We start from the raw sequence: 5,836 nt of genomic DNA, 5'->3' as shown, positions 1-5,836 counted from the left end.
CCGCCGCCCAGGCCGAGGCCGAGCGTCAGGCCGAGGCCGAGCGCAAGGCTGCCGAGCAGCTCGCCGCCCAGGAGCGTGCCAAGGCCCTCCAGGCCGAGCAGAAGCTCCAGCGCGATGCACGCTACCTTGCCCGCAAGGCCAAGGCGGCCAAGAAGCGGTAAGGTCTCAACGCCGAAGCAGCTGCCGATCCGGCACGCGGGCGCGTGAGCATCAAGACATTGGGGACCGGTCCGATCGCGATGCGGTCGGCCACCCTCGAACGCCCCGTTCGAGACCCCGCCTCAGGAGCTTGGCATGACCCATAAATTCAAGATCGGCCAGCGCGTCTGCCGGGTGCAGCTCGGACTTCCGGGCGACAAGGGCGGCGGCGAGGTTTTCGAGATCCTGCGCCTGATGCCGGAGGATCAGACCGGCGAGCGCTCCTACCGGATCCGGACGGAAGCCGGTGAGCGCGCGATCCGCGAGAGCGAACTGGTCGCCGTCAACCGACTCTGACCGGCTCGCGCCTTGTTAGAGCGTCCTGAACATGACCAGGGCGTCGACCAAGCCGAGACCCGGATGCCGGAAGGCGCCCGGGAGCCGGCCGACCTGCTCGAAGCCGAGGCTCTGCCACAGCGACACGGCCCGCAGGTTTGTCGAAATTACGAAGTTGAACTGCATCGCCGTGAACCCGCGCTCGCGCGCCCGATCGAGGGCGTGCAGGCCCATGGCCCTGCCGATGCCGAGGCCGGCCGCAGCCGGGTCGGTCATGAAGCCGCAATTGGCGACATGGGCCCCGCCGCCCGCCTGATTGGCGCGCAGGTAATAGGTGCCGCGTACCGCCCCATTTCGCTCGGCGACGAAAGTCTCGCGATCCGCGCCGGTCCAATAGGCGACGGCCTCGACCTCGCCAAGCCGAGGATCGAGCGCGTAGGTCTCGCCCGCCCGGACGGTCGGCACGATGATCCGGGCGATCGCCGCGTGGTCTGAGCCGCGCGCCGGTCTGATCTCCAGGCTCAACCGAACTGCTCACGCAGGATGCGTTCGTCGAGGCTGTGCCCGGGATCGTGCAGCAGCACGAGCTCGGTGGCGCGGTCCAGCGAGGTCTCCACCGTGCAGACCCGCCGGAACTCGGTGTGGTCGGCGACTGCGGCCACCGGGCGGTGGGGGGCGTCGAGGACGTCGATCCGGATCTTCGCGTAATCCGGCAGCAGCGCGCCGCGCCAGCGCCGGGGGCGGAACGCCGAGATCGGCGTCAGCGCGAGCAGCTTCGCGTCGAGCGGCAGGATCGGGCCGCCGACCGAGAGGTTGTAGGCGGTCGAGCCGGCCGCCGTTGCGACCAGCACCCCGTCAGCGATCAGCAGGTCCAGCCGCACGTGCCCGTCCACGGCGATCTTCAGCTTGGCCGTCTGGTGCGTCTGGCGCAGCAGGTAGACCTCGTTGATCGCCCGGGCCCGATGGCTGCGGCCCTCGGTGTCGGTCACGTCCATCACCAGCGGGTGGATGACGCTGCGCTGGGCGGCTTCCAAGTGCTCCAAGAGGTCGTCATCCCGGAACTCGTTCATCAGGAAGCCGACCGTGCCGCGGTTCATCCCGTAGATCGGTTTGGGCCGATCCATGAATCGGTGCAGCACCTGCAGCATGAGCCCGTCGCCGCCGAGCGCGACCACGACATCCGCCTCCTCGGGAGAGACGTGATCGTAGCGCCGCATCAGGGCGGCGGCGGCCTCTCGGGCATACCCGGTGGGGCTCGCCACGAATGCGATCTTCTTGAATGTCGGCATGGCGTCAGGCGATGCCGGGCAGGCGCGTCGGGGTCGCGTCGGGGGTCACGTCACGGCTCCAGTCTGATGAGCGAACCGCCCGGTTGACGTCGGTGCCCCGCATGCGTCTGACTCCTCGGGCACATGCGCGATCCTGGAGGCATAGCATGGAGCGTCCGCTCCTCGTCTACACCACCTTTCCCGACGCCGCCTCCGCGCTGAATATCGGCGAGGCCCTGGTCCGCGAGCGCCTCATCGCCTGCATCAACGTCCTGCCCGGGATGCTGTCGGTCTACAGCTGGAAGGGCGCGGTGGAACGAGGGGAGGAGGTCGCGGCGATCCTCAAGAGCCGTGAGGGTCTGGCCGATGTCCTGTCGGCTGCCCTGAAGGCGCGTCATCCCTACGAGACGCCGATCATCCTGCATTGGCCGATCGCCGGCGCCGATGCCGACACCGCCGCCTGGATCCTGTCCGAGACCGGAGCCGATGGCGCAGAGTAAGCTGGACCGCTGCGCCTGCACCGGGTCTGACGGTGGATTATCGAGGCATTCGCTGAATGCTGGCGCTCGGTTTCTGCAATATTACGGCTAAAAGAATTGACTTCATAATCGTTCAATGCTGCATTCGTAGGGAGATGCGCGACGTATGCGCCTCCACGACTTGCGGTGATTCGCGATGAGGGGATTGTTTGCAATCCTTGCGATCGGCTTCGGCCTGCCGGAGGCGCATGCCCTGGACGCCGACGCGGTGGTCGGGACCTGGCGGCTCGTCACCGCCACGCGCAAGATCGTCGAGACCGGAGAAGTCGTGGACGCCTATGGCGGCCCGAAGCCGAACGGCTGGATCACCTACGGCCGCGACGGACGGATGATGGTCGTCTGCGCCTTCGAGGGGCGCAACAGGCCCGCGGCCAACGACGCGATGTCCGATGCGGACCGGATCCACCTGCACAGGACGTTCTTCGCCTATGCGGGGACGTACCGGTTCGATGCCGACCGCGTCACCCATAGCATCGACACGTCTTGGAACGAGGCCTGGACGGGGACCTCGCAGGTTCGGCACGTCGAGCAGAGTGGACGGCAACTGGTCTACACGACCACGCCGTTCAAGTTCAATGTCGACGGGAAGCTGAGCGTCATCACGCTGATCTGGGAGAAATATCCCTGATTTCTTGTTCGCGGCTGTCTTGGGAGGACATCATGCCCCGCAATCACGTTCTGCCGGCCCTGGTTTTCGCTGCCGCCGCAATCCTGCCCGGCTTGTGCCTGGCGGAGGCGTTGGAGGCCGACGCCCAGAGTGCGGCGACCAAGTGGGATGAGGCCTACAACCGCGACGACATGGAGACGCTGGGCAAGCTCTACGCACCCGACGCCCTCGTGGTGACGAAGGGCGCGACCCAGACCCGCGACGGCATTCCGAAATTCTTCTCCGGCCTGAAGGCGAAGGGCTGGGACGACCACAAGACGACGGTGAAGAACGCGGTCGCGAAGGACAACCTGCTCATCATCTCGGGGCGCTGGGAGATGACCGGTCCGGTGGAAGGCGGCCCCAAGAAGAAGTTCGAGGGTAACTGGGTGAACGTCCTCGAACGGCAGAAGGGTGGTTGGCGGACGGTGCTGCACACCTGGAACTGAGGCGCCTCAGCCACCCTGGTCGATCAAACCCAGGCGCGGCACCACGGCGTTCCGGTCGATCACGGCCCCCGGGGCGATCACGGCGTTGGCGCCGATCCGGGCGCCGTCGCCGACCAGCGCCCCGAACTTTCGGGTTCCGGTCTCGACGCGCCGGCCACCCAGCCGGAGCGCGATCGGCCGGTCCGGCGCCTCGTTGCGGTGATTGGCGATGATCGCGCCGGCCTCCAGGTTCACGTTCGCGCCCAGGATACTGTCGCCGACGAAGTTGAAATGTGCGGCGGCCGCCCCGGCGAACAGGAAGGCGGATTTCAGCTCCGCGCCGGGGCCGACGGTGCAGTCCGCCTCCAGCCAGCAGCCCCCGCGCAGATAGGCGCCGGCCGCCACGAGGCAGCCCGGCCCGATGATCGCGGGTGGCTTCACGATGGCACCAGCCTCGACAACAGCCTGCGCGTGGATCGCGACGCCGTCCCCGATCCGGTACGCCCCGTCGAGGCCGGCGATGCGCTCGGCGACCAGCGCCGCCGCCTGGGCCGTGATCTCCCAGGGCGCCAAACCGAGCGCGCCCAGCCAGGAGGCGGGGTAGCGCGCGATCAGCGCGTGCAGGTCCGGGACGTCCTCAGCCATGATCGATCCTGACGGCGCGGTGGCGCAGCCCCCGATCCTGTCAGGCCGCGCGAACCGGCACCAGCCGCCTGTGGGCGGATTCGCCGGGCGGTCGGAGCGTCTGCCCGGGTACGGGCCGAAGACTTGACTTGGTAAGTTCGTGCGGCGGCCCCGATATGAGGCGAATCAGATCGGAATACGACTGTTGAAAAGCGGGAGATCTGGAAGTTTAATTGGCAATTTTATTTAGTGATACATAACAACAATTATGACTCGGTCGACCGCGAGGCTATAGGGCCTACGGCGTCGTCTTCGGCGCCGCGAACTCGGGACGTCGAGACCATGAAGGCATTCAAGACCGCCGGCCGCATCGCGATGGTGCTGCTGGCTTCCGGTGCGGGCGGGACGGCCGTGCTGGCGGCTGGCGGCAAGCCGAGCGAGCCGCTGATGACCATCGAGGCGGCCCCGTCGGGCCCGGCCGGGCTGACGGCGGCCAATCCGCCCGCGCTCCGCTACGGCACCCTCTACGCCGACGCCAAGGGCCAGAGCCACGTCCAGTATTGCGACCTCAAGAACTTCATCTTCAAGAGCTACGCGCCGCCCGCCGCGCCTCAGTATGTCGGCTTCCCGCCGGGCGAGGTTGCGTCGGTCAAGTACGCGATCCTGCCGGTCGGCTACGTCGGCACCTGGCACACCGCCCCCGGCCCGCAATGGGTGATCACCCTGTCGGGGCGCTGGTCCGTCGAGGCGACGGACGGCTCCGTGCTGGAGCAGGGACCGGGTGAAGTGGAGTTCAACGCCGATACCGGATCCACCCCGCAGGGACCGGAGGGGCATGTCGGGCACCTCACCCGCCAGGTCGGCGACGTGCCGAACGTCCAGCTGATCGTGTCGCTGAAGCCCCGGACGGGGAAGCGCTCGGTCGAGCCGTGTCAGCCGACCGCGCGGTGATCGTCTGGCTTGCCTGACCTGACATGAGCCATCCGGCGGACCCGCTCCGCCGGACCATCGGAAAAACGTTCAGGCGCCGCTGACCGGGTAGGTGCGACCCTTCCAGGTGGCCGCGCCGGCGCGGCCGCCCCGCAGCAGCACGTTCCACTGGATCGCCAGCGCCACCAGCACGGCCGCCGGGTGCAGCGGGATCGTCGCCAGCGGTGCCCGCACCGCCAGGGTGATCGCCGCCCGGGTCACGAGCGACAGCGCACAGGCCGCGGCGGACGCCGTCAGGGCCAGCGGTGGGATCAGGCCGAGCAGCCCGGCCAGCACGAGTAGCGGCGGCAGGATCTGGCCGCAGCCGAGGAGTACGGTCCAGATCGGCAGGGCGCGGGGCGTGGCCATGCCCTCATGCGCGTTCTTGGAAAACCCGGCCCAGGCCTCCCCGAAGCCCCGATACATCCGGCAGGTCGCCAGCCCGGCGCCGGCCACGAGGTCGGTGCGGTAGCCGGCCGCGCGCAGGAGCCGGGGCAGCCGCACGCCGTCATGCAGGAAACCGCGGATCGCCCCGTGGCCGCCGATCGCCGCATAGGCCGCGCGCTCGAACAGGATGAGCTGCCCGCAGGCCGCGCCCAGGGCGGGATCCGGGCGGCGGCGCATCAGCGGCACCGGCAGGAAGCCGATGAGCAGGAAATCGATCATCGGCACGGTGAGGATCTCGCCGAGCGTCTCTGTGCGCTGCCGCGGAACGCCGCTGACCAGTGCCGCGCCGGCACGTCGCGCCTGGGCGACGAGAGACGCGGCGGCCTCGGGCTCCAGGCGGACATCCGCGTCGATGAACAGGAGGTGGCGGCCGTCGGCGAGCCCGGCGATATGGGCGCAGGCGTGGTTCTTGCCGGTCCAGCCCTCGGGCAGCGGCGGCAC

At 68.7% G+C, this 5,836-nt stretch carries 9 protein-coding genes; 5 read left to right on the top strand and 4 right to left on the bottom strand.

Annotated features, from left to right (window positions below):
* The first annotated feature begins 294 nt into the window (after nucleotides 1–294).
* Nucleotides 295–495 carry a hypothetical protein gene (locus tag FV228_RS18640; RefSeq protein WP_147855991.1) on the top strand — a complete coding sequence of 67 codons (201 nt, stop codon included), beginning with the start codon at nucleotides 295–297 and terminating at the stop codon, nucleotides 493–495.
* 15 nt (nucleotides 496–510) lie between these two features.
* Here FV228_RS18640 and FV228_RS18635 read toward each other — a convergent pair whose 3' ends face one another.
* Together FV228_RS18635 and FV228_RS18630 are read right to left on the bottom strand one after the other, a co-directional pair.
* Complete coding sequence (locus FV228_RS18635) at nucleotides 511–993, bottom strand: N-acetyltransferase (protein ID WP_147855992.1); 483 nt, start codon at nucleotides 991–993, stop codon at nucleotides 511–513.
* A 2-nt stretch (nucleotides 994–995) separates the two neighbouring features.
* Entirely contained in the window at nucleotides 996–1,763 is a 768-nt protein-coding gene (locus tag FV228_RS18630) for an NAD kinase (protein WP_147855990.1), read from the bottom strand.
* A 146-nt stretch (nucleotides 1,764–1,909) separates the two neighbouring features.
* On the opposite strand from FV228_RS18630, the gene cutA reads away from it, so the two are divergent.
* From cutA to FV228_RS18615, 3 genes are all read left to right on the top strand, one after another.
* On the top strand, nucleotides 1,910–2,242 hold the full coding sequence (cutA, locus tag FV228_RS18625) for a divalent-cation tolerance protein CutA (protein WP_147855989.1): 333 nt from the start codon (nucleotides 1,910–1,912) through the stop codon (nucleotides 2,240–2,242).
* 175 nt (nucleotides 2,243–2,417) lie between these two features.
* Complete coding sequence (locus FV228_RS18620) at nucleotides 2,418–2,909, top strand: lipocalin-like domain-containing protein (RefSeq protein WP_147855988.1); 492 nt, start codon at nucleotides 2,418–2,420, stop codon at nucleotides 2,907–2,909.
* Between the two features lie 32 nt (nucleotides 2,910–2,941).
* Nucleotides 2,942–3,376 carry a nuclear transport factor 2 family protein gene (locus tag FV228_RS18615; RefSeq protein ID WP_147855987.1) on the top strand — a complete coding sequence of 145 codons (435 nt, stop codon included), beginning with the start codon at nucleotides 2,942–2,944 and terminating at the stop codon, nucleotides 3,374–3,376.
* 6 nt (nucleotides 3,377–3,382) lie between these two features.
* On the opposite strand, the gene FV228_RS18610 is transcribed toward FV228_RS18615, so the two are convergent.
* Nucleotides 3,383–4,000: an LpxA family transferase gene (locus tag FV228_RS18610; RefSeq protein WP_147855986.1), complete on the bottom strand. Its 618-nt coding sequence runs from the start codon at nucleotides 3,998–4,000 to the stop codon at nucleotides 3,383–3,385.
* Nucleotides 4,001–4,321: 321 nt separating this feature from the next.
* Between FV228_RS18610 and FV228_RS18605 the strand changes: the two genes are divergently transcribed.
* Nucleotides 4,322–4,930, top strand: a complete 609-nt coding sequence (locus tag FV228_RS18605) for a hypothetical protein (RefSeq protein WP_147855985.1) — start codon at nucleotides 4,322–4,324, stop codon at nucleotides 4,928–4,930.
* A 69-nt stretch (nucleotides 4,931–4,999) separates the two neighbouring features.
* On the opposite strand, the gene FV228_RS18600 is transcribed toward FV228_RS18605, so the two are convergent.
* Nucleotides 5,000–5,836 (bottom strand): glycosyltransferase (locus tag FV228_RS18600; protein WP_147855984.1); only part of this gene is annotated, 837 nt, incomplete at its 5' end.

The organism is Methylobacterium sp. WL18 (genome assembly GCF_008040015.1).
In the GTDB taxonomy this organism is placed as follows: Bacteria; Pseudomonadota; Alphaproteobacteria; order Rhizobiales; family Beijerinckiaceae; genus Methylobacterium; species Methylobacterium mesophilicum.
The sequence above is the reverse complement of the archived record's forward strand: the minus strand, read 5'-3'. Positions and strand labels throughout refer to the sequence as shown.